Origin of the sequence: Agarilytica rhodophyticola (assembly GCF_002157225.2) — a bacterium.
GTDB classification, from domain to species: Bacteria; Pseudomonadota; Gammaproteobacteria; order Pseudomonadales; family Cellvibrionaceae; genus Agarilytica; species Agarilytica rhodophyticola.
The window spans coordinates 1,132,704-1,157,490 of the sequence record NZ_CP020038.1 but is presented as its reverse complement, the minus strand read 5'-3'; the positions used below and the strand labels follow the sequence as shown (position 1 = coordinate 1,157,490).

Sequence of the window (24,787 nt, the reverse complement as noted above, 5' to 3'; positions counted from 1 at the left end):
GGCCTGTTGACACTAATTTAACCGCTACTGCTGGTAAGTTTTATTTCTTCTTTGGGCGGTAAATCATGCCCACACTGAACAAATTTCCGACAAAAGAATGAGTTGAATTTATCAGTAACGTGATTGCTTACCAGTATTAGCTAGCGCCGCGCTATACCTAAACTGCGACCGCCATGCTTATTGAACAAGGTAATTGTATCTTCTAGGCCACTATATTTTACGACAAAGGTTTTGTCGTCCAGCCATTGCGTCTCAGGTAAATCATCGCCCTCATGGTAGGGGTATAACATCACTGAAAACTGAGGATTGCGGCTAGTGGATGCCTCAAGTACTAAAGCCGGCCAAAGTTGGTCATGACGCCCAGGACGAGGATTAGTGCGGGTTGTGATATAGGCAGGCGCGGAGATCAATCCTTGTGCAGACAATACTCTCACCAATAAACGCCTATTACCGCTTAGCTCTGGCTCAGCCAGAATAATATCGCGTATAGCTCCCTGTGGATGAGTAGTTGTACTAACCGTTAAAATCGAGAGATCGTCAGGTATTTGTAATTGCCATTTATAATTGTGTATTGCCCCGTCATTTGACTTCAGATCATCCAGCACCAGAGCGTAGGGGTTGTCTCCACGAACTAAAGCGACTGTCCTAATCACAGAATCCACCGCTAACCAAGGCTTTTTTACCATCCGTTCGGCTTTAGGAAAACCGTGCCAAGAAGCATAATTGTAAAACGGAATATTTAAATGGGGTTGTGCTCCTGCTATAGCCCTAAAGTCGTTCAGAGTTTCGTTAACTTTCAACCACCCTTGATTCAACCGAACATCTTCTAGCGAAGGGTCTCCAGCGCTCCAATCATATTCCCATTTATAGGCATAGCTAGCATCACCAGTGGCAAGCATCATGGTTTCATTATCACTAACCTCCAGCAATATAGCCGGCTGACGCGCTTTAGTACCATCTTTGCGATTCACCTTGATGCCTTTGTCATCAATAAGGACGTTAGAATGGTATTTCATTTGATGAGGATTACCGTCATTACCACCGGCAACTTCTGTGCGATAGACAGCCCAAGTGCGCCCTAACGCACTTAAGTTAATATTCAAGCGATCAGCATTAGTATGGCCACCGAAATCTTGGCGTACATGAAATTGCAGCTGCAAAGCATCCTCGCTATTATGACTCCGAGCATGCACCAACCCTCGGTCAAATGCTGAATATGTTAAGGGGATATTAAGATTTTGCCAGGAGTTACTAGTATCGAAGTCAGAGGCGAATATCGCCGAAAGTAACAGAGCATTATGATAGCCTCGCGGCTGAAATTGCCCGTAATAATATTGATTAGCATAATGTTTTTCTGCCTCTTTAGAAACGGTACTGTCGGCGTGACCAATATAATTTCGCCAGAGCCAATCAACCGTCTTGCTATCAGGAAATATCCATTTCAAACCAATAGCATCGTGGGCATCAAATTTGAAGAACTGTCGCTTACTTGGCGAAGGGTAAAAACCACTTCCCCCCAAGGAATCATAAGCAGTGAAGCCAAAGCCAAATGGCTGTATTAAAGCGGGTAAAAATCTTTCTGCATAAGATCGTACATAAGGATGTCCCAGAAGTTTTTCACCACGACGCTCCATGGCGATCATGGTAGTGGCATACATATAATTTTTACCTAAGCCCTCGACGCCGGCTCCAGAAGGATAAAAACCATAGCTTAAAAAATTGTAGTAGGCGCGCACAGCACCTTTATAGGCAAGCGGGTTTATATCCTCTACCTCACCCTCAATCGCCATATATACAAGCGGAATAAAGGATGTCAAAGCCACCCAGTTGCTGGTAGTTGCATAGGACTCTTCGTAACTGCCATAAGGTTCTTGTGTGGCTAAATATTTACCTAATTTATCGGTAACTAGAGCTTTTTGTGCAGAGTTCATTGCATTGGCGGCAAAATCATAAGCCATCGCAATATGAAAATTACATTGATAGTCGCTACTGTATTTGTCCATTTCCCGAGCTAAACTAGAAATTGCCCTACCCACTTCCCTGAGCCCTTCAATGTTATCTTTTATTAGGTAGTCGAAACTGCGCAGAGCAATAATGCCACACAGTAAAATTCGTTTGGTCGCGTTGGTATTTTTAAGTGGATCTTGTTCATTTGAAATAAGTGCTTGGTACAAGCCTTTAACATTGAACAGGCCAGGATTGCTAATTCTTTGTCGGCCCAACGGATCTAAAGCATAGTCATCTTGTCGACAATATTTTCCATTCTTACAACCACCGTCATAACCTAGCTCTAACAGCTTCATATACGCTTGTATTTGCGCGTTAGCAGCCATACCTGAACGCGTTGTGTTAAGCCTTTGTCGAATAGTTGGAACATCCTCTATGTTAAAAAAAACTCTGGGGTGTTCACCTATTGGTGGCGCAGTACCAACATCACGAATGCCGTCATAATTGTATAAGTGTGTGAGATCAGCCCTATCATTAATATCAAAAGTCGATGTTGTAAATGCCAGCACCTCACTTTGAAAAACTCTGTCACCTCTAGCACTGAAAGATTCTACTCGCCAATAATATTTTTTTTGCCTTTTTAAATGTGTTAACTGTAAATAAGTGTTGGTAGTTTCCATTATTTCTGGCGCTCGGTTAAAGTCCGCCACCGAATCCACATAAATTCTGTAGAGTTGACTACCAGGAATATGAGGCCAATTTAAAGTGGGGACTACTTCAATATCTGTCGCGCCGTGAGCAGGAATAAAGTTAATAGGTAAAGAGGTGTGAGCATCAGTATTGTGATTTAGTAAAACGGCAAAGCAAAAAATAATTAAATAGCACATGCGTCTACTACTCCTAAATCAAGATTAGTACGAATATTTGGCAAGAAATGGTTGGGAACAAAAACTTTGTAGAGGTACAAAGTAATCAGCAATTGAATCTGTGCGGGCCTTCACTAAGTAAAGACCACTTTTTGCGGAAGAAAATGAAATTATTATTAAATAATAAAAGAAGATTAGGGTTTGCTGACAGACCTTAAATTAAAGCGACGTTATTACTACTCATCAGTAAAGGATATTACTGGACCAGAGGAATCTTCCGAGCGCTGCCAAATATCGGCAGCGACAGCGTGTGCTATCTTGAGATACTGTTGGCTAACCTCTGACGATGGGTCACCAATTAAAGGAGGTGTGCCACTGTCCATCTGTTCGCGAATATCTTTGCGCAAGGGTAATCGAGCAAGTACTTGGGTATCATATTCTTGAGCTAGACGATCGCCTCCAGCTTCACCAAAAATCGCCTCGCTATGACCACAGTTGGAACAGGTATACATGGCCATATTTTCTACCACACCCACAACAGGAATATTCACCTTGCGAAACATTTCAATTCCCTTTTTGGCATCTAGCAACGCAATATCCTGCGGCGTAGTAACGACGATAGAGCTTGATACGGGCACCGACTGACTTAGTGTCAATTGAATATCCCCTGTGCCAGGAGGCATATCAATTACCAGGTAATCCACCTCATCCCAATGGGTTTGATTAAGTAATTGCTTTAGAGCTCCGCTGACCATTGGCCCGCGCCAGACCATTGGGGTATTTTCTGTCACTAGGTTACCCATGGAGATCACCTGTATACCATGTGCCAATAGAGGACGCATTGCGCGGTTGTCCACTATTTCCGGCCTTTGTTCACCGAGGCCCAACATCTGCGGCATACTAGGACCATAGATATCCGCATCCAGTAAACCAACACGACCACCTTCATAGGCTAATGCCAAAGCCAAATTTGCTGCTGTAGTGGACTTGCCAACCCCTCCTTTGCCAGAAGCAACCGCGATAATATTTTTAACGCCGGGGATTGTTTGATCAGTATTACTAGGTTTAACAGATGGGATCTGCTGCTCAAGTACAACGGCAGCGTCGATATTTTCGGCCATCAGGCGCTGACGCACATCTTCTGCCACAGAATTTTTTACTTGGGAAATTGGATAACCCACTGTAAGTGTCACTTTTACAGGGCCTACACTTTCATTAACTTGAGCAATATCAGCAGCACTAAAAGAAGTGCCAGGGACATTAACGTGTGCGAGAATGTTTATAATTTGTTCAGCGGTGGGATTAGACACTATTGGGAGTCTCCGATTGATAGTGACATGAATGGCTAGAAAGAAATGATGTTGATGCTTTTCACTTTCTTGGCTTATCTTGGGGGCAGAAATAAAAGAATCCAAGTCTACGCGCCATTATTGGTCTAGGATTGGTCTAGGGCCTGTTGACACTAATAGAATCCCGCCTGCTGGAGTGTATTTTTTTCGTATTTTAGACGCTGTGAGTGTTATTTGGTTATTCCAAATGAACGAGCAGCAACGCAGAATGTGGAAAAAATACGCCCAGCCCTTTGGGTCATCCCTAATACTCGCCATTTGTCGTTGCTCGTCGCTTATTTGGTTCACCAAACTGCGCTTCTCGCGCCTAAACTGGCGAGTATTAGGGATGACAGGTGTAATTTAATTAGTGTCAACAGGCTCTAGCTTTCGCTCAACCATCGAACAAATTTAGCGATAGCATGAAACAAATGCCCATATCCACCGTAACAAATATCAAGAATTCAAATATAGTCGTAGTTAAAGTCAAATTTTACTTCTAAAAATGCTATAGTTTCGCGCCAATTTTAACGCGTCTTAGACACAACCTTCAAAAACGACAGTCATACGATGAATCAGCCACGAAAAATACTAGTGACCAGCGCCCTTCCATACGCCAATGGATCTATACATCTCGGCCATATGGTGGAGACGATTCAAACAGATATATGGGTAAGATTCCAAAAGCAGCGAGGCAATCAATGCACCTATGTATGTGCTGACGATGCCCACGGCACTGCGATTATGCTCAAAGCTGAACAATTAGGCATCAGCCCAGAGCAACAAATTGCCAATGTACAAGCCGAGCATGAGCGAGACTTCAAAGATTTCCTGGTGGAGTTTGACAATTATTACTCCACTCATTCGCCAGAAAATGAAGTACTGTCTGGCAATATTTATAAAGCATTAAAAGCCAATGGCAAAATTGCTGTGCGTAAAATCGTGCAAGCTTATGATCCAGAAAAAGAAATGTTTTTGGCCGACCGCTATATCAAAGGTAGCTGTCCAAAATGTAAAAGCCCCGGTCAGTATGGTGACAATTGCGAAGTATGCGGCGCGACTTATTCACCGATGGATCTTATTGATGCAAAGTCGACAATTTCTGACGCCGCGCCCATCGCTAAGGAATCAGAGCACTTCTTTTTTAAATTGCCTGAATTTACAGATTTCCTAAGAGAGTGGACGCGCGCAGGACACCTGCAAGATGAAGTGGCCAACAAACTATCTGAGTGGCTTGATGGCGAGCTAAAAGAATGGGATATATCCCGTGATGCCCCCTATTTCGGCTTTGAGATTCCCGATGAGAAAGACAAGTATTTTTACGTCTGGTTGGATGCACCTGTAGGTTATATGGCGAGCTTTAAAAACCTTTGTGACCGCAGAGATGATCTAGATTTTGACGATTATTGGCAGGCGGATTCGAAGTCCGAGCTCTACCATTTTATCGGTAAAGATATTGTTAACTTCCATGCACTATTTTGGCCGGCAATATTAAAAAACACAGGATACCGAACGCCAACTAAAGTATGTGTCCATGGTTTTCTCACGGTAGACGGCGAGAAAATGTCTAAGTCCCGTGGCACCTTTATAAATGCCCGTACCTATCTTGAGCACCTGAACCCAGAATATTTGCGTTATTACTACGCCAATAAGCTCAACGCATCTGTGGACGATCTCGACCTCAATACTGAGGACTTTGTACAAAAAGTTAACTCTGATTTGGTGGGTAAGGTGGTGAATATTGCCAGCCGTACCGCCAAATTTGTTAACAAAGCCGGCGGAAAGTTATCAGCCAATATTGCCGATGCTGAACTTTGGCAGAAATTTGTTGCCGCCAACCAAACCATTGCCCAACTTTATGAAGCACGAGAATACGGCAAAGCCATGCGCGAGATCATGGCCTTAGCGGATGCCGCCAACGAGTACATCGCGGCTCAAGCACCTTGGAGTTTGGCAAAAGATAGTAGTAAAACACAAGAGGTGCTTGATATATGCACACTGGGAATTAACTGCTTTCGAGTACTGATGACATTTTTAAAACCGGTATTGCCAGTAACAGCTGCCGCATCTGAGCTGTTCCTTAACAATAACTTGGCATGGCCAGAAAAAATTGAATTTTTAGGCGAGCATGAGATCAACAAGTTCAAACCCTTGATGCAACGTATTGATGCCAAGCAAGTGGCGGCCATGATTGAAGCCAGTAAAGAAGAGCAGCCCAAAGTAGCAGCTCCTAAAAAGAAAGATTCTGCCGACAATGATTCCTGGCTTGCCAAAGAGCCTATTGCCGACGAAATCAGCTTCGACGACTTTGTCAAAGTAGATCTGCGCATAGCACGCATCGCGAATGCAGAGCATGTGGAAGGCGCTGACAAACTTCTGCGCTTAACCTTAGATTTAGGCGGTGAGCTGCGCAACGTCTTTTCGGGAATTAAAGATGCCTATCAGCCTGAAGATTTAATCGGCAAATACACCGTCATGGTAGCCAACCTCAAGCCCCGAAAAATGAAGTTTGGTATGTCTGAAGGCATGGTTCTAGCCGCAGGGCCTGGCAAAAAGGAAATTTATATTCTTGAGCCAAATGAGGGTGCTCAACCGGGAATGCGTGTCATATAATGCGCAGTCCAAAGTTCCGGCAAAAACGTATTGTAGCGCTAACTATCTGAAGAACAGGCCCTTTAAAACAGCGAGGCCCTCTTCAAAATAAACTAAATCAGCACGCAAGCCAGGAAGGCTTGCCCATTGGCCGCAGGCCAATGCGAGCCCCCCAAATGCCAGCAAAATCACACTTTTGCGTTAAGCATTTGGGGGGCGACTTTTGGCGAAGGGCAGGACGCCCTTCGCCAAAATAAACAAAAGCAAAAAGGTAAGCAGATAAGCATGACGGAATTTGCCGTTATTTTACTCAGTACAGTGCTTGTAAATAACTTCGTACTGGCACAGTTTCTTGGGCTATGCCCCTTTATGGGTGTCTCCAATAAATTGGAGACGGCCATAGGGATGAGCACGGCAACCACTTTCGTTTTGACACTCGCCTCAATTTGCAGTTATATGATTCACGCGTGGATTCTTGAGCCTCTAGGTTTAACTTACCTTAAAACTATTTCATTTATCCTAGTGATTGCCGCTGTCGTGCAGTTTGCCAAGATGTTTATCGAGAAAACTAGCCCGCTGTTATACCGTGTACTAGGCGTCTTTCTCCCTCTAATTACGACCAATTGTGCAGTTTTAGGTGTCGCCTTACAAAACACCAATAAAGCCCACAACTTCTTCCAATCAACGCTCTACGGTTTCGGTGCAGCTCTAGGTTTTTCGTTGGTACTTATTTTGTTCTCTGCCATGCGCGAGCGACTCGCCGTAGCCGATGTCCCGGTGCCGTTTAAAGGTGCAGCAATCGGCATGATTACCGCAGGACTAATGTCCCTTGCTTTTATGGGCTTTGCAGGATTAGTGTAAATATTTTAATGATCGATTTTTTCTTCAATAACCCTATTATCAGTGCCCTGATAGCACTTGGATCTCTCGCTGCTTGCTTTGGCGCTGTATTAGGCTTTGCCGCAATTAAATTTAAGGTAGAGGGTGACCCTCTAGTCGAGCAAATTGACGAGTTATTGCCACAAACCCAATGTGGCCAGTGTGGTTACCCTGGCTGTCGCCCCTATGCCCAAGCCATTGTGGATGGCGATGCCATCAATAAATGCCCACCTGGTGGCCATGCCACCATCAATGCACTTGCCAATTTGTTAGACGTAGAAGCACCGGCCTTAGATGAAGAGCATGGTGAAGAGTCTGAAGTTAAAAAAGTGGCCTTTATTCGTGAAGAAGATTGCATTGGCTGCACAAAATGCATACAAGCTTGCCCTGTAGACGCTATTTTAGGTGCCGCCAAACATATGCACACTGTGATTGCTTCAGAATGCACCGGCTGTGATTTATGCCTAGATCCATGTCCTGTCGACTGCATTGATATGTTGCCTGTCGATAATGGTATTGCAGGTTGGAAATGGAACCAGCCACCTGCAGTTGAGATTATAGCAAGTGATAAAACGTCTTCTTATATCCCCCCTAAAAATGACAATGGACATGATGACGAGGATAAGGAGAGTGCGGCGTGAGAAAAATTTGGGACATACCTGGCGGCGTCCATCCGCCAGAAAATAAATCACAATCCAACACCACACCAATTACCAGCATCCCTCTACCAAAAGAAGTGATATTGCCCTTAGGGCAGCATATTGGTTCAGAGGCCATTGCCAAAGTTGCCGTTGGTGACTATGTACTAAAAGGGCAAGTAATAGCAGAACCTCAAGGGTTGGTAAGCGCCCCCATACATGCATCCACATCGGGCACTGTTACTGCCATTGAGGCACGCCCAATACCTCATGCTTCCGGTTTAAATGCGCTCTGTATTGTTCTCGAATGTGATGGCAAAGATGAGTGGATAGACTTGTCCCCTTGTGAGGATTACAGACTCCTCGACAAAGTGGAAGTGCTAGCGAAAATTCGCGAGGGAGGTATTGCAGGCATGGGGGGAGCAGGCTTCCCCACAGCAGTAAAACTAAGCCCCCATGCCAATCAGAAGATCGACACTCTTATTCTCAATGGGACAGAGTGTGAGCCCTATATCACGGCTGACGACGTGCTAATGCGCGAGCGCGCCGGTGAGATTATCGCAGGGGCAGAGCTGTTAGCCTACCTACTGGATTCGCCAGAGAATGTCATTATTGGCATTGAAGATAATAAGCCACAGGCCATCGCTGCTATGCAAGCGGCAGCGGCTGATAAGGCCATCGAAGTGATAGAGTTTCCAACCAAATATCCGTCTGGCGGCGAGAAGCAGCTGATTCATATTCTCACAGGTAAAGAAGTGCCCAGTGGCGGTATCCCTGCGCAGGTGGGAATTGTTGTACAAAACGTGGCAACTGCAGCGGCAGCTTATCGCGCAGTAAAGTACGGTGAGCCTCTTGTTCAACGAGTGACCACTGTGGTTGGCGAGGCGTTAAATATCCAACGCAATATAGAAGTATTATTGGGAACGCCTATCGACCATGTTTTGCAACAACACGATTTTGAGCCTGATCAATGTGCCCGATTGATTATCGGCGGCCCGATGATGGGTTATGCCATGGCGCGCTCAGATATTCCCGTCGTTAAGACCACCAACTGCCTACTTGTCCCCAGCCATGAAGAAATGCCGGAACAAGAACAAGCACAACCCTGCATACGCTGTGGAATGTGCGCACAGGCTTGTCCTGCAAGCTTACTTCCTCAGCAGCTGTACTGGTACGCGAAGGCAGAAGACACCGAAAAACTCAACGCCCACAATCTGTTTGACTGTATCGAATGCGGCGCATGCTCTTTCGTTTGCCCAAGTAATATCCCACTTGTGCAATACTACCGTGCATCAAAAGGCACTATTCGCCAACAGGAAGCAGATAAGGTTAAGTCCGACCGTTCACGACAACGTTTTGAATTCCGCCAGGAGCGACTTGCCAAAGCGCAAGCAGAAAAAGAAGCCAAGCGTATCGCTAGGAAAAAGGCAGCAGAAGAAGCAAAGCGCTTACTGGCAGAACAGAAAGACAACCAGTCATCAGAACAACAAAGTGCGACAGCAGCTCCTCAAAAAGCACCAACAAAAGCTTCCACTGTAAAATCAGATGATCCAGATCTACAGCGTGGCAAATTAGAACGAGCAGTTGCGGGCGCCAAGAGCAGAGTTAGCCGTGCACAAGAACAACTTGAAACAGGAAAACAAGAAGCCGATCAAGCTCGCATCGAGAGCCTCGAAGCACGTTTAAAACAAGCTCAACAAAAGCTAAGTGATGCCGAATCCAAGCTGGCAGAGTTTAATACTAACGGTGCTGCGGTGCAGGCCAACCCCATCAAAGAAAAACTGGCTTTGTCACCAAGAGAGAAGCAAGAAAAAAGTATTGCGACGTTGAAAAAACGTATCGCCACTGCAGAAGAGAAACTTGCTGAAGCGGTACAAAGTGGTGCAGCCAGTGCCGATGCTCTTCAGCAAGGTGTGGAAAAGTTACGTACCAAACTCGCTGATGCAGAATCAGAATTAGCATCACTACCTGCACAAGCAGAACAAACCGAAGAGTCAGAAGTAGATGCGCAGGTGATGTCCGCCGCCGATATAGCCATCGAAAAGGCCAAAGCAAAAACGGCGGCCATGGCCAATATGTCTGATCAAGAAAAAACTCAGGCGCAGATCGAATCTCTCAAGGGACGTCTGGAAAAAGCACAACAAAGACTAAAGAAAGCCGAAGAAGAAAATAGTGAGCACTTGGACGCTTTTAAAAGTAGCGTCGAGAAACTAGAAGCAAAGCTTCGCGAAGCTGAGGAAAAAGTATAACTATGGCATTTTTGAAAGCCTCATCGCCACATGCTCACGTAAACAGCAATATCAGAAGTAATACTGGCAATGTCATGAAAACCGTGATCATTGCCTGCTTGCCGGGCGTCATCGCTCTCACCGTTTTTTTCGGTTTCGGGACATTGAGTAATATTCTGCTGAGCCTAATATTTTGCCTCGGTTTTGAAGCTCTCATACTGAAGTTGCGCGGGCGTAATATTGGCTTCTACCTTAAGGATTACAGTGCGGCGGTAACCGCTGTGCTATTGGCGATAGCCATTCCCCCATACGCAGCATGGTGGATGGTAGCGGTAGGCTGCTTTTTTGCTATAGTTGTTGCCAAACAGCTCTATGGTGGTTTGGGCTATAACCCATTCAACCCGGCGATGGTAGCCTATGTGGTACTGATCATATCTTTTCCTCTGGAAATGACTCAATGGCTATCTGCAGGAGGCATATTCGATAACGCTGTATCTATCGGTACGGGGCTGCAACAAGTTTTCGGCCAAACATCTTTAAATGCTATCGACGGCTACACTGGCGCAACCCCTCTAGAAATAGTAAAACAAAATAACGCCCAATTATTAGTAGATCTTTACCAGCAAGAACCCACATTAAGCAAAGCAATGTGGGCAGGATACGGATGGGAATGGGTTAATATCGGGTTTCTGCTTGGTGGCATTTACCTTCTATACAATAAAGTTTTCACCTGGCACGCACCTGTCAGCATGCTCATTTCATTGGCGATATTGGCCGCTGTATTTTACGATGGCGGCAGCTCTGCAAGTAAGGGCTCACCCCTACTGCATCTGTTATCTGGAGGCACGATGTTAGGCGCCTTCTTTATTATTACCGATCCCGTATCATCTGCCGTCAGTAATAAAGGACGCCTTATTTACGGCGCCTGCATCGGCGTATTGATATTTACAATAAGAGTCGAGGGTAATTATCCTGACGCGGTTGCTTTTGCAGTATTGCTGATGAATTTTGCAGCTCCATTTATTGATTACTACACCATACCTCGCAGTTATGGTCATAAATAGGGGATAAATTGGCGTGTTAGGAAAATCGATCAGTAAAAATAGCGTAATACTTGGCGGCTTTGCACTGATAACAGCAGGCGTGCTTGCGACTACCTTTAAAGCAACTGAGACAAAAATTGCCCAAGCGCAAAAGCGCGCGGCTCAACTAGCGTTGCTAGAAATAGTGCCGTTAGAACGTCATGATAATGACATGTTGGATGATACCTGGCCAATTCCAGCTAAACATGCACAGCAGCTAGGCATTGCCACTGGCGAAGCTATTCATATTGCCCGCAAAGATGGAAAACCTGTCGCAGCAATTATTCCGAGCACTGCGCCCGATGGCTATAGCGGTGCCATCAAAATTATTGTCGGCATCAATACCGATGGCACAATTGCTGGAGCTAGAGCTCTTGCACACAAAGAAACACCAGGCTTGGGTGATAAAATTGATCTCAATAAAGATGAATGGATTCTAGGCTTCAATAACAAAAGCCTCAATGATCCAGTGCTTGCGGCATGGAAGGTAAAAAAGGACGGTGGTGAATTCGACCAATTTACCGGCGCGACAATTACGCCACGTGCGGTAGTCAATAGAATTAAGCAGACTCTTATATATTTCCAAGAGCATCGAGACCTAATATTTGCGAAAAGCAATATAGATGAGCAAGCGAACACAGGTTTGCCAATGAGTGTAAATGCCGATGAAAGTAATTAAGGGCATTTTTCAAAAAAGAATACACAAGTAGATCCGGTGAGTAAATCTAATGCACCAATATCAAGAAATTACAGCTAATGGTTTGTGGAAAAATAATCCTGCACTGGTCCAGCTGCTAGGTTTATGTCCTCTACTGGCGGTTACAGGTTCGGTTGTCAACGCACTAGGTCTTGGACTGGCGACCATGTTAGTACTTGTAGGCTCCAATATTGCGGTCTCATTAGTGAGAAATTCAGTAAGTGACGCCGTTAAGTTACCTGCATTTGTGATGATTATTGCCTCATTCACGACCTGCACAGAACTGTTGATGCAGGCGTTCACCTACGAGCTATATCAAATTTTAGGAATATTCATTCCGTTAATTGTTACCAACTGCGCAATTCTAGGAAGAGCGGATGCATTCGCCTGTAAAAACAAAGTGATTCCATCCGCACTCGATGGTTTCATGATGGGACTAGGTTTTACGCTAGTTCTACTGACCATCGGTGTTATTCGCGAAGTACTGGGTAGTGGGACACTATTTTCTAATATGCATTTAATATTTGGCGAAAGCGCGAGAAGCTGGGTTATTGTTTTATTCGGCGAAAATTACAAAGGCTTCTTAGTAGCAATACTGCCGCCTGGTGCGTTTTTAGTAGCAGGTTTACTTATAGCTATTAAAAATGTTGTTGATAACGAAATTAAGAAACAAGAAGAAGCAAGGAAAGCCAAACCAGTCAAAGGTTCCAAACGTGTGCGCACGACCGGTCAGGTAGCCTAGGGCCTATTCACAGGCCCTTAATTGATTAACATTTAATTACAAAATTAAAACCTGTAATTGGCCTTGCAGCATGCGGCCTACTATAAAGAACTCACAAAACTGATCTCCCTATCCAGCGGTACCTCTCGTGATGTTCCACTGTGCTTAAGCACACCTACCAAATCGAAATAAGTAAAAGTAAATTACGCCCTAAACGACATAAAAAGTAGGCGAAAAAATTTATGCTAGACTGAGGTATAAGCTCGCTAACAATGCATAGCAGAACTCTATGATTGCAAAAAGAAAACCTATCTGTGTCGGCGCTTTAGGCATGGAGGAAGATAGCCTAGCTCGAATGAAACTGGTGTTCAACATGAACTACAAGGGCCAGTGCGTGCTAACTGAGCTATCCAAGGCAGAAATAATACTTGCTGAAACCCATGCCAAAGATGATGGGGAATTAAAGGCGCTTAAAAAGAAATTATTGGAATATCCACACACGCCAATTATTTTTATTGGCCCAAAAATGGAAAACTACCAGGGCATACAAAACATCGACTACCCACCCAAAATAAATGGCATGTGGGACTTAATTATCGAGCTTACAGATAATCAGTCGATGAATGATGCCTCCTTCCAACGCGGGCGCATTCTACGCCAACTAAAAAGTGTTGACGTTGAACATACACATAAAGATGTTTCTCAGTCGCCCCAAAGTGATAATAAGCATATAGCCAAGGAATCCTTTTTTCGTATCGAGGATTTCTTATTAGGCAAGCTTCAAGATGCTATTGAAGAATCTAGAAGTAAAAAACTAACCGTACAAATTAAATGCTGGAAAAATAGAAGAATTATTTTCTTCCCTGAGTCCGGAGTCATTTTATCTGATTTAAAAAAGTCTCAACTTAGAAATTTGGGTCTAGTGCAAGTTGTCCACTCCAGTGAAATAGAGACAGTGGAATTCACAACTGAAACGATGAAAAGCTTTTCCCAACGACAAATGAAAGAAGTATGGGCCCTACCGGTTGAAATACTAATGTGGAATCTTGCTGCACGAACCTCTAGAGGCAGGCTTCCGGAAGGATCATCATTAAATAAAGTATATCGATTGAAAAAGTGGCCTAACTTTACCCGCCTTGAGTATAGTCCCAGTGACCTACAAATTGCGGCACACTGGTCTAGGCAAGCACTATCAATCAACCAAATATCCGCACTACTAAATCTTGAAAGAGAACATATTTATACATTTTTTACAGCAGCTTTAGCTGTGGGTTTATTTGATAACGCTATATCAAAACCAAAAGAGACTTCAAGTCTACCTATTAAGAAGCTTCAGAGGCAACCAATCATTACTAATATTTTAAATACATTAGCACGTGTGACCCAGCGTTGAAAAAGATATCATGAGCGAACAATATAAAATTATATTTGCAGGTAGCGTTGGCGCGGGAAAAACAACAGCAATAGCACAACTCAGTGACGATGACTTAGTCACAACTGAACAACGTGCCAGTGACGATGTAAAATTAAAAAAACAACATACAACAGTCGCCATGGATTACGGTTCTGTTCAATTAGAAAATGGAGATACCTTACATCTTTACGGAACACCGGGACAAAAACGTTTTGAGTCTATGTGGCAGGTGTTAGCAGATGGCTGCATGGGGCTTGTTATTCTAATAGATCACTCATCAAAATCACCTCTAGAAGACCTTACATTTTTTCTTGAAAAATTTACCGAACTTACTTCAGATTGTCCTATTGTTGTAGGGCTAACACATATGACTCGCGCCAAAGGGCCAAGTATCGACGAGTATCAAAATATTATCTTTGAAAAAAAACTGCGCTGTGCTGTATTTGAAGTAGATGCGCGAAAACTCAATGATGTCATTACTCTTTTAAAAGCATTACTTTATTGTATTGACGCACAGCAAGTTGGCTAAACTCAATGGAAACCCTTCTACGTCTTGAAAATTTTGGCGCATCGTTCTATGAAAAAACAATTTTACAAGATGTCTCTTTAAGCTTACCCCCCAAAGGTATTACAACTCTTCTTGGCCCAGTAGCTTCAGGAAAATCAACATTATTACGTTGCCTTTGCGGTGTAAATAATGCCAGTCCTTCTTTAAGGACATGGGGTACAGCTGAGTATTTAGATCAACCTTTAGGAACATCCGAATGGCCTCAGTTGGTTGCACAAAAAGCGAAGTTACTCATAGCTTCTGTATTGGAAAATATCGTCTGTGAACTCCCTGAAAGGCATCAACTCACTATTGCCAGCCAACGAGAACTAGCCAAAAGGCTGTTATTAAATGCAGATATGGAAGAACTTGGTGATAAGTTAGATGATGAAGTTGTATCTCTGCCGCTAAAAATGCAACGTATGCTAGCAATTATTCGTGTCGCTGCAACAAGTCCAAAAATGATACTACTCGATGAACCAACCGCAGACATAGATGATGAATATTGCGACAAAATTATCCGATTTTTAAAACAAGAATCAGAAAAAAGAGCTATATTGATAGTTACCCACAATCAAAAGCATGCACGTCAATTAGGAGGACACTCTGCTTTATTAGCAGGAGGTGTTATACAAGAATTTGCCGATACTGATAACTTTTTTAATTCACCACAATCGCAACCAGCCAAAGACTTGGTCGCTACAGGTTCGTGTGCCGTTGCGGAGAAAGACCCACCGCAAAAAGACCAAGCAAAAGTTGGAATAAAAAGCGAATCACCTGCAAAGCAGATCGAGGAAGTTGAATGTGTGAGCGATGCTTTTGGCCCAAGAAATTTTCTTTGGCTTAAACCTGGACTTTTGGCAGGCACCCCCAAACCAGGTTTATTATACGATTTGGATTATGATCTAGCAGCGTTAAAACGTGTAGGCATAAAAATGCTTGTGACGTTAACAGAAAAAGAATTTGATAGTGCTGCATTAAAAGAATTTGGAATTAAAAATATTTGGTTTCCTATAGAAGACATGAACTGTCCAGAAATACCGGAAGCAATAAATTTTTGTAAAGAAATAGAAGCACTGTTAAAAAATAAAATACCAACAGCATTTCATTGCCATGCAGGTTTAGGAAGAACCGGTACTATGCTTGCCAGCCAATTAATATGGGAAGGATATACAGCTTTAGAAGCTTTAGAGGCAGTTAGAAAAATTGAACCACGCTGGGTGCAATCAGAAATTCAAACATCTTTTTTGACTAATTTTTCGCTAAAAATTGAAAATATGATAAGCTCTTAATATAGTATTTAAAACTATTTCACACGATATTGGAGACAATATGTCTATCGAAGCACAATTACAACAAAGCATGTCAAACATACCAGAGTGTCTTGCCGCTGGTGTATCAGATATAGAAACTGGAATGTTATTAGGTGTAAAAACCGTTGACTCTCACCCTACAGAAGTATTGGAATTAGTTGCCGCCGCCACTGCAGATTTATATCAAGGCTCTAATGTTTTGTCCATTGAAAGAATGTTTAAAAAATCGAGAGGAATCGACGAAAGCAACGATGAACGTTATTTTCAAGATATGTTAATTACCAGTAAAAATTTATTGCATATGTTTTTACGTTCAAGAACAAATCCCAACCACGTAATTACTATTGTCTGTCGCGGCACTGCAAATATGGGAATGGTTATAAGCAAATCAAGAGCGGCACTTCCTGCAATCGAAAAATTACTTTGATAATTATTTACATTCATGGCGAATATATCACAAATTAATAATAATGCTTCCTTTAAGGATAAAGTCAATGCGCTACTAGTGAAAATGAAATCTGATGACAAAAACGTAGTTAGCGTAGCACTTATTTCTTCAGATGGTATTGTAGTTTCGTCAAGTTTGCGAGAGGGGATAAAAGCCGAACGCTTCGGTGCAATAAGTGCTAGCCTTCTCAGCTTGGGTGATACTTTTATTAAAGAACTAGCAAAAGGCAAATTGAACCAAGTATTACTCAATGGTAGCGATAGTACATTGCTGTTTATAAAAGTAGGAAAACATCATGTACTTGCTATCGAAGCGACTAATGATATAAAACTAGGTATGCTTTTTCACAATGCAAAAAAAGTTTCTGATACCATAGTGTCGATCATGCACATATGATTATCTATCATCCTCATAAACTCACTTGCAATCTTACTTAAGCCTCATAATATAGACGGCTATTCCTTAACAAGTTTATTTCTGCCTTAGCAGATCTCATACCTAAAATGTAAATAAATTCATCCGATAATAAGCCATTTTTACTATCCACTCTATATCACGAACCAAAACTGCTTACGTTAGTTGAAATGCCAACCACGTTTGTTCCCATTTTTGCCTTTTCATTGCCACATTTGGTAATTATCATTGCAACTAAATCAACTTATAGGGTGAAAGAAACGATGAATATCGTGCGGTGGGCCGGTACTTTTATTATTACATGCTGCATAGCATTGGTAGGATGCTCTCAAGAGAACGTCGATTCGGCTAAGAATGATACGATTAAACAATCTACTCCTGAAGAGAGTAACAATAAAACTCCATCAGTCCAAGATAACAGGGATAGTGATGACACTAGTATATTATCAATACTCGATATCTCAGAACGAACCAAGGATGGTAAAAATGCAATCGCTGTTACCCTATCTAAGCCGCTAGATCTATCACTGGACTTTCAATCATATTTCAATGTCAGCGATACATCAGACGGTATAGTAGACGGTGGCTGGGAGCTATCAGAATCAGGGAAAATAGTATGGTTTAGCCATACGGAACCTAACACGACATATGAAATTACCATATATCAGGGCCTAAAAGCGGCAAGAGGCCAGGAACTGCAAGCCTCAAAAACTGAAACCATTAGTACTAGAAACCTAAGGCCGTCCGTCAATTTTGATACCAGTGGTGCATTTTTAACGCAAGGAATGGGTTCTGGCTTACCCGTTGTTGCCGTGAATATCAATGAGGTCGATATTGACTTTTTTAAAATTAAAGAAGATGAACTTAGTAGTTTTATTAGTTCAATGCGTTCAGACAATTACTATTACTACGTCGATAACTTAACAAAGCAAGGAAAGCTAACATATAGCGGTCGCTACACTTTAGATGTGCCTAAGAATACTCGTGTTACTCGGCGTATTAACATCCAAGATCACAAAGAGCTTAGCGAGGTCGGCGTTTATCTCGCGGTTATGCGACCTGCGGGGCAATATGAGAAAAAACAAATTGTTTGGTTTTCAGTAACCGATATTGGTATGCACGCTCGAGTTTATGAGAATCAGCTAGATATTTATATTTCTTCTCTTACAAAGGGAGAAGCATTAAAAAACGTTACGGTCAGCTTACTGGATCAAAAAAGTCAGCTCATTAAGCAAATAAAATCAAGTCCGGATGGTTTAGCCAGTTTCAGCGGTGACATAAGTAACGCATCATTAGTAGTGGCACGTGATAAACAACACTTATCTCTTATTGAATTGAAGAAGCCTGCATTAGATTTATCTGAGTTTGACTTAGGTAACCGCCCCCAGCTACCCGTAGAAGCATTTGTTTATACTGCACGAGATCTATTTCGACCTGGTGAGCTTGTAGACTTTAATGCACTGGTTAGAGATTTTGATGGTAATAAAACTCACTCACCGGTGCTACATGCTGAAATTAGGCGGCCCAATGGTTCCGTAGCAAAAAAAATTCGTTGGTCTAAGGAGATAGACGGCTACTATCATTATGAGTGGCAAATACCTAATGATGCTCCGGTAGGTAACTGGGAATTTGTGATAGGCAAGCCTTTAAAAACTCGTCAAACATATTCGTTCAAAGTGGAAGAGTTTTTACCAGAGAGGATGAAAATTACTTATAACAATGGTGAAAAACAAGTCTCGCAGTTTAACGCAAGTAACGATATTGAAGTTGATGTACTAGGAGAGTATCTATATGGTGCCCCAGCAGCCAACAATCGCTTGAGTACTATTGTTAACGTTAGTCAGTGGCGGTCGCCTATAGAGGTATTGAAAGATTACCAGTTTGGTAATGTTAACGAGCAGGACTTTAATCAACGCTTTGACTTAGATGATATAAAGCTAAATAGTGAAGGTAAAACAAGCTTACAAGTAAGCTCACGTTGGAAAAGTGTCTCATCACCTTTACGCATAAAGTTCATCAATAGCCTCTACGAAAGCGGGGGCAGACCTGTAAGTCGTACATACTCAGCATTAGTATGGCCGAAGAATGCTCTGGTAGGTATACGTCCACATTTCGGTGATAAGAATCCAGAGTCTAACAGCCGGGTTAAATTTGATGTAATAAAAGCTAATAGTAAAGGTCAGCTTTTAAACGCAGATAACCTAGAAGTCAAATTAATACGGGAGGATAGACAATACTTCTGGACTTTTAGTGATCATCGTGGATGGCACTGGGATTGGAGTGACAAAGAGTATCCTGAGTTTACACAAAGTTTGTCACTACAGGCCACCAAACCTCGTACATTGGAATTTCCGGTCAGTTGGGGTAACTATCGCTTAGAAGTCAGTGATCCGGAATCGAATACAACCTCTAGCATAAGGTTTTATGCAGGCTATAACTGGTACCAGGATTGGCAGAATGCTCAACAAGGCTCTGGTGCAGCAAGGCCCGATAGTGTGACAGTTGCTCTGGATAAAGCTAGTTATAGCGCAGGCGATATCGCCAATGTCACGATAGTTCCACCCGATGCAGCTGAAGCGCTCGTTATTGTCGAAGGAGATACTCCTTTGTGGATGGAACGCATCAGCTTAAAAAAAGGCACAAACCAAATCGACATACCCATTGATGAAAATTGGCAACATCACAATATTTATATTTCCGTTGTCGCTCTACAAGCAGCCAAAGAGAGCAAAGTTATTACGCCAAAACGGAGTTTTGGTATTGTCCACCTGCCTTTAAATAGAAACAGCAGAAAATTAAATATTGACATTGATATTCCAGAAAAAACACTACCAGAAAAAACTTTGATAGCTAAAGTAAAAATAGCTAGTGCTGCATCCATAGCAAACACTCCCATATACTTAACACTGGCAGCGGTAGACGTTGGTGTATTAAGTATTAGTGATTTTGAAACACCTGATCCTTATCAAGCGTTTTTTGGCCAAAGGAGATATGGTGTTGATGTTAAGGATATGTACCATAAGGTCATAGAGCGTTCTGATACTCAGCAGGCTCGTCTACGATTCGGAGGCGATCAGGATTTACAGCGTGGCGGCGACCAGCCGCAATCAGAAGTCCAAATAGTGTCACTGTTTAGTGGCCTAGTTGAAGTATCAGCAGATGGCTATGCAGAGATTCCTCTTGATCTCCCTGATTTTAATGGCAAGCTTCGCCTAATGGCATTGGCATTTTCAGATGATAGTTTTGGCCATCAAGAAGAAGAGATAACCGTTGCATCACCAATAGTGACTCAAATTGCTATGCCTCGTTTTCTTGCCGCAGGAGATACGTCACACCTTGCCGTTGATATTCATAATTTAACAGATGAAACACATACATTAATCATTAATATGGAGAGTGATGGGCCTGTTCAACTAAACTATTCTCCGCAGGAAATGATCTTAGAAAAAAATAAAAAACAGACGATCACCTACCCAATTAAAGCTATTGATTATCAAGGCCAAGCAAGTATAAAACTTCATGTCAGTGGTGAAAAAATCGAAGATTTTTCACGTCAATGGAAATTGGGGGTTCGCCCACCCTACCCGGCTATGATCACTCAAAAACGGAAGGCCTTGGCTAGGGGAGAAGAATTTACTATCGATGCAAGTCTATTCGCGAATACTTTGCCGGGAACCATGCAAGCTGTTATGTCTGCTTCTCCCGTTGTTGATATGAACATTGAAAATCAATTGCAGCACTTATTAAGCTATCCTTATGGATGCTTGGAACAAACAACATCACGATCATTTCCTTTACTATACGCCAGCAAGGAAAATCAGAGTAAATTTAATATCAAAAATGTCGATCAAAAAACTCGTTTCGAAATGATAGAAAAGGGTTTAACAAGAATTTCATCATTACAACTAGCTAACGGTGGTTTCGGTCTGTGGGACAATCGGTCAAATGAGCAACATTGGCTCACAGCTTATGTTGGTGATTTTCTCGTAACAGCAAAAAATAAAGGCGTTGATGTTCCACAAGAAATGCTAGATAGCACAATGCGACGACTGAAAAGATATCTCAATCGCAATAGTCGCTTCGTCAATGAGCGGTGGAGCCAAAACAGGGATCACTATAACTTTGCTTATAAGGCTTATGCTGCATATGTTTTAGCAAAAGTTAATCAAGCGCCTCTTGGTTCAATGAGAACTCTATACGATAAGTATTCTAAAAATGCTAAATCGGGCTTTTCTCAAGCACAACTTGGTATAGCCCTTTTGAAAATGGGAGATAAAAAGCGCGGCAATGAAGCGATTGAAACGGCTTTGACAAACTTTAACAATGAGCGACGTTATTGGGGGGATTATGGCAGTTCGGTGCGAGACTATGGCATGCTTATCCACCTTCTTATTTCTAACGATGTTTTCGTAAAACAAGCTCAAGAGTTGAGTTTTAAGTTAGCTGAAGAAATACGAAATCGTCGATGGTTTAGTACTCAAGAGCGTACTGCAATGTTTCTGGCTGGTTTAGCCTTGCAAAGAGGTTCAAGCGATGTTTGGCAAGCCCAATTTATAGAGAATATAAATAGCGATATGAATATTACTGAACTCCAGCAGAAGAGTAATTTCAAAAAGCGTTTAAATGAAGATCAAATTAAAAATGGCGTTATGTTCAGATCTAAGAATCAACATACATTATTTATTAATTCAGAGATGCAAAGCTACAGTGCTAGCGCGCCGCCGGAAGAGTTTTCTGGTTTTTCTATATATCGACACTGGTTTAATAGTAAGGGAGAAGAAGTAACACCAAATCAGGTTCAAGTAGGTGATTTATTTCTGGTTCATATAGAAGTTAGTGCTGATAAACGCAGCCCCGATGCTCTTATAGTAGATTTACTGCCAGCTGGATTCGAACTGGAAAATCAAAATCTAGATCACGCGATTAAATTAGAAGACTTTAAGATCGACGGTAAAAGCATTACTAAATTACGTGATAATACAACGATTAAATACCAGGAATACCGTGATGACCGCTACGTAGGTGCAGTAGATATTAGCAGCTACCGATCATCCCACTTATTTTATCTTGTGCGGGCAGTAACGCCTGGAGAATATAAGGTTCCTGTACCGTTTGTGGAGGATATGTATCAACCTGAACGAAGAGCAACAGGTAGTACTCTTAAAAGTATTCGAGTTAAAAACAACTAATCGCAATGGATATTCAATTCACTACTTTTTTTCGAAGTCTATTAAAGGTGGCAAAGCGCCACCTCTATGTAACATCATTACTTGTGTTTTTACTTTTTATTCATGTAGTGGATCGTAATTTTCCTTTGCATATTCCTTATCAAGATAAAATGTTCGCTCGCATCGTAGTTGATGATCAAGGTCGTCCTCTACGTGCATTTGCAGACAAACAAGGTATATGGCGTTACCCAATAGAATTAGAAGAAGTATCTCCCAAATATCTTGAAGCCTTAATCGAGTATGAAGATAAGTGGTTTTGGCATCATCCAGGAATAAATCCTTTTGCGGTATTACGTGCACTTTATCTCAATATAAAGTACGACAAAATTATTTCGGGAGGATCGACGCTATCCATGCAAGTGGCACGCTTGCTACACCCTCACTCTCGCACCTTTACAGGAAAGCTGTACCAGGCTATACGTACACTCCAACTGGAATGGCATTTCAGCAAAAAAGAGATACTGACACTCTATTGCAACATCGCACCCTTTGGCGGAGCAATCGAGGGCGTGCAAGCCGCAAGCTTTACCTACCTTGACAAACCCGCAAGTGAACTGAGCTATGCAGAAGCGGCATTATTAGCCGTGCTGCCACAATCACCAACACGTCTACGGCCAGATCTTAATAATAAATTGGCGGAACTAGCGCGTAATAAAGTGCTTGATAGGATGCAAAGCTACGGCATATGGAGTAGTGATGTCGTCAAAGATGCGAAAATGGAACATGTGAGCGCAACAAGAATTAAATCGGCTCAACATGCACCTTTACTGGCAAGAAGATTAATAAATCAAGCCAATACAGCCTCCAATACTACCACCTCTCCTATTAATATCTCCCCTATTAAGAGTACTATCGACGGCGATCTACAAGCATCGCTTGAAGACTATACTAAGGAATATATTTCACGCCTACCACACAAGACAAGTGCTGCCATATTAGTTGTGGAAAATAAAACAGCAAATGTAAAAGCTTATTTAGGCACTGCTGATTTCGCCAATGATGAGCGCTATGGCCACGTTGATATGGTACAAGCAATACGTTCTCCAGGTTCCACTTTAAAGCCTTTTCTGTATGCTATGGCAATGGATGAGGGTTTGATTCATTCTAAGTCACTACTGGTTGATGTCCCAAGAACATGGGATACCTATAGGCCAGGTAATTTTAATAATACCTTTTCAGGCCCTGTATCTGTTACAGATGCCTTGCAACGTTCTCTCAACCTTCCTGCTATCGATTTATTGAGTCGAGTAGGCCCCAAAAAATTCGTTGCCGCCATGAATCATGCGGGTGTCCAAATAACCCTGCCAGAAAACAAACCTAATCTTGCGACAATTTTAGGTGGTGCGGGAACATCATTGGAGAAGCTTGTCAGTGGTTACCTCGCTTTCGCTAACGGAGGTAAAAGTAGCCAGCTCAATTTTCTACAACAAGCAAATAGTAAAGAGCATCGCAAACAGCGTCATTTTTTTTCCGAGGGCGCAGCTTGGATCGTACAAGATATATTGTCAGGTGTGGCACGACCAGGAAGATTAAATACACTTGCACAAACCCGCAGTGCACATCAGCTGGCATGGAAAACAGGAACCAGTTATGGTTTTAGAGATTCCTGGGCAATTGGGGTAAATAAACGTTATACCATAGGTGTTTGGGTTGGCCGCCCAGATGGAACTCCCATTCCAGGCCACTCAGGTAGAGCAACTGCAGCACCGCTATTGCATACAGTAGCAGACTATTTGTCACAGCCCAAAACTAGTATTAGCAAGCCTCACAGCGTTACACAACACACCATATGCTGGCCTCTGGGGACAGCAGAAAAAGATAACAGCACAAACTTATGCCATAGCAAACATCATGCATGGGTAATTGATGATACAATTCCCCCAACTTGGCATCCCGCAGATTTAGGCGACTGGCAAAATCCTAAATCCAGCTTTTGGATAAGTAGTAAAAGTGGCAAACGCCTTAGTGCTAGTTGTGAGACAGAAAACACTGTAGTGACAACTCAAAAACATTATCGAACAGTAGCTTTATGGCCAAAGGTACTTGATCCATGGTTACCCTACAATTTTAAATATAGCAGCCAAAAGCCACCATTAGATCAACGCTGTTTAGGCAATGAAGTTACAGGTGGTGCACAGATTAGAATAACAGGAACAGAGAATGGCAATAAATACCTTTCTTCTCGGCAGCAACAAAACCTCGCTAAAATCCCCTTAAAAGCTATCGGTGGGGAAGGTAGATACCATTGGTATATTAATGGTAAATACCTTCACAGCAGTAACAAAGGAAATTATTCTTCTTATAGTCTTAACAATCCTGGAAACTATCAGATAGTTGTTATTGATGACCAGGGCAACAGCGATAAGGCAGATATCGAAGTGCTGGAATACTTTTAAAGTTTCTGAGTTCTTCAACGACTAACCGATAAAGCAAGTCGCGTCTATG

The 24,787-nt window shown here is 42.5% G+C and carries 15 protein-coding genes and 1 pseudogene; 14 read left to right on the top strand and 2 right to left on the bottom strand.

The window, feature by feature from the left end; all coding sequences use genetic code 11:
• Positions 1 to 140: 140 nt before the first annotated feature.
• Both BVC89_RS04885 and apbC read right to left on the bottom strand, forming a co-directional pair.
• A complete protein-coding gene (locus BVC89_RS04885; protein WP_086930118.1) occupies positions 141 to 2,834 on the bottom strand; it encodes a hypothetical protein in 2,694 nt (897 codons plus the stop codon).
• Between the two features lie 215 nt (positions 2,835 to 3,049).
• Positions 3,050 to 4,123 carry an iron-sulfur cluster carrier protein ApbC gene (apbC, locus tag BVC89_RS04880; protein WP_086934513.1) on the bottom strand — a complete coding sequence of 358 codons (1,074 nt, stop codon included), beginning with the start codon at positions 4,121 to 4,123 and terminating at the stop codon, positions 3,050 to 3,052.
• Between the two features lie 579 nt (positions 4,124 to 4,702).
• Between apbC and metG the strand changes: the two are divergent.
• From metG to pbpC, 14 genes and pseudogenes are all read left to right on the top strand, one after another.
• Positions 4,703 to 6,754, top strand: a pseudogene (gene metG, locus BVC89_RS04875) (methionine--tRNA ligase); the annotation flags it as partial.
• 264 nt (positions 6,755 to 7,018) lie between these two features.
• Complete coding sequence (gene rsxA / locus BVC89_RS04870; protein WP_086934512.1) at positions 7,019 to 7,594, top strand: electron transport complex subunit RsxA; 576 nt, start codon at positions 7,019 to 7,021, stop codon at positions 7,592 to 7,594.
• A gap of 8 nt (positions 7,595 to 7,602) precedes the next feature.
• Complete coding sequence (gene rsxB, locus BVC89_RS04865; protein WP_086930116.1) at positions 7,603 to 8,253, top strand: electron transport complex subunit RsxB; 651 nt, start codon at positions 7,603 to 7,605, stop codon at positions 8,251 to 8,253.
• Positions 8,250 to 10,499 carry an electron transport complex subunit RsxC gene (gene rsxC / locus BVC89_RS04860; protein ID WP_086930115.1) on the top strand — a complete coding sequence of 750 codons (2,250 nt, stop codon included), beginning with the start codon at positions 8,250 to 8,252 and terminating at the stop codon, positions 10,497 to 10,499. Before rsxB ends, rsxC begins: the two co-directional genes overlap by 4 nt.
• A gap of 2 nt (positions 10,500 to 10,501) precedes the next feature.
• Positions 10,502 to 11,542, top strand: a complete 1,041-nt coding sequence (gene rsxD / locus BVC89_RS04855) for an electron transport complex subunit RsxD (protein WP_086930114.1) — start codon at positions 10,502 to 10,504, stop codon at positions 11,540 to 11,542.
• Positions 11,543 to 11,555: 13 nt separating this feature from the next.
• Complete coding sequence (gene rsxG, locus BVC89_RS04850) at positions 11,556 to 12,239, top strand: electron transport complex subunit RsxG (RefSeq protein ID WP_086930113.1); 684 nt, start codon at positions 11,556 to 11,558, stop codon at positions 12,237 to 12,239.
• Between the two features lie 49 nt (positions 12,240 to 12,288).
• The gene (locus tag BVC89_RS04845; RefSeq protein WP_086930112.1) at positions 12,289 to 12,999 is read left to right on the top strand and encodes an electron transport complex subunit E; all 711 of its coding nucleotides are present in this window, start codon (positions 12,289 to 12,291) and stop codon (positions 12,997 to 12,999) included.
• Between the two features lie 268 nt (positions 13,000 to 13,267).
• Positions 13,268 to 14,371 (top strand): hypothetical protein, encoded by a 1,104-nt coding sequence (locus BVC89_RS04840; protein ID WP_086930111.1) that lies wholly within the window; start codon positions 13,268 to 13,270, stop codon positions 14,369 to 14,371.
• A 10-nt stretch (positions 14,372 to 14,381) separates the two neighbouring features.
• The gene (locus tag BVC89_RS04835; protein ID WP_086930110.1) at positions 14,382 to 14,921 is read left to right on the top strand and encodes a GTP-binding protein; all 540 of its coding nucleotides are present in this window, start codon (positions 14,382 to 14,384) and stop codon (positions 14,919 to 14,921) included.
• Positions 14,922 to 14,926: 5 nt separating this feature from the next.
• Positions 14,927 to 16,231 carry a phosphatase domain-containing putative toxin gene (locus BVC89_RS04830; protein WP_086930109.1) on the top strand — a complete coding sequence of 435 codons (1,305 nt, stop codon included), beginning with the start codon at positions 14,927 to 14,929 and terminating at the stop codon, positions 16,229 to 16,231.
• Positions 16,232 to 16,271: 40 nt separating this feature from the next.
• Positions 16,272 to 16,679, top strand: coding sequence for a hypothetical protein (locus tag BVC89_RS04825; protein WP_086930108.1), 408 nt, complete (start codon positions 16,272 to 16,274; stop codon positions 16,677 to 16,679).
• A 15-nt stretch (positions 16,680 to 16,694) separates the two neighbouring features.
• Positions 16,695 to 17,096 carry a roadblock/LC7 domain-containing protein gene (locus tag BVC89_RS04820; protein WP_086930107.1) on the top strand — a complete coding sequence of 134 codons (402 nt, stop codon included), beginning with the start codon at positions 16,695 to 16,697 and terminating at the stop codon, positions 17,094 to 17,096.
• Positions 17,097 to 17,377: 281 nt separating this feature from the next.
• Entirely contained in the window at positions 17,378 to 22,303 is a 4,926-nt protein-coding gene (locus tag BVC89_RS04815; protein WP_158657785.1) for an alpha-2-macroglobulin family protein, read from the top strand.
• Positions 22,304 to 22,350: 47 nt separating this feature from the next.
• Positions 22,351 to 24,738, top strand: coding sequence for a penicillin-binding protein 1C (pbpC, locus tag BVC89_RS04810; RefSeq protein ID WP_216825089.1), 2,388 nt, complete (start codon positions 22,351 to 22,353; stop codon positions 24,736 to 24,738).
• Positions 24,739 to 24,787: the final 49 nt, after the last annotated feature.